Genomic DNA, 564 nt, shown 5'->3' with positions numbered 1-564 from the left:
CCGTGGTCGAGCCGCAGTCGCTGGGCATCGTGCAGAACCTCGGCGATGCGATCCCGGCCGGTAATCGCCTGGAGCTGTTCCTCGGTGCCGCCATCGGTGCAATCACCTTCTCCGGCTCGGTCATTGCTTTCGGCAAGCTGGCCGGCAAGTACAAGTTCCGCCTGTTCCAGGGTGCACCGGTCCAGTTCAGCGGTCAGCACAAGCTGAACCTGCTGCTGGGCCTGGCCACCCTGGGCCTGGGCGTGACCTTCATGCTCACCGGCGACTACACCGCCTTCGCCGTGATGCTGGCCCTGGCCTTCGTGCTCGGCGTGCTGATCATTATCCCGATCGGTGGTGCCGACATGCCCGTGGTGGTGTCGATGCTCAACAGCTACTCCGGCTGGGCAGCGGCGGGTATCGGCTTCTCGCTGAACAACTCGATGCTGATCATCGCCGGTTCCTTGGTAGGCTCGTCCGGTGCGATCCTCTCGTACATCATGTGCAAGGCGATGAACCGCTCCTTCTTTAATGTGCTGCTCGGTGGCTTCGGCAACACGGCAGAGGCGGCCGGCCCGGCGGGCT

The 564-nt window shown here is 64.0% G+C and carries 1 protein-coding gene; it reads left to right on the top strand.

Features of this window, described 5'->3' with window-relative positions:
• On the top strand, window positions 1-564 hold a 564-nt coding region (locus BSF44_RS29280), incomplete at both ends, for an NAD(P)(+) transhydrogenase (Re/Si-specific) subunit beta (protein WP_172435424.1).

The sequence above is a fragment of the Pseudomonas sp. ACN8 genome (assembly GCF_002303925.1).
Classification (GTDB): Bacteria; Pseudomonadota; Gammaproteobacteria; order Pseudomonadales; family Pseudomonadaceae; genus Aquipseudomonas.
Note: the sequence above shows the minus strand (reverse complement) of the source record. Positions and strands in the feature narration are given on the sequence as shown.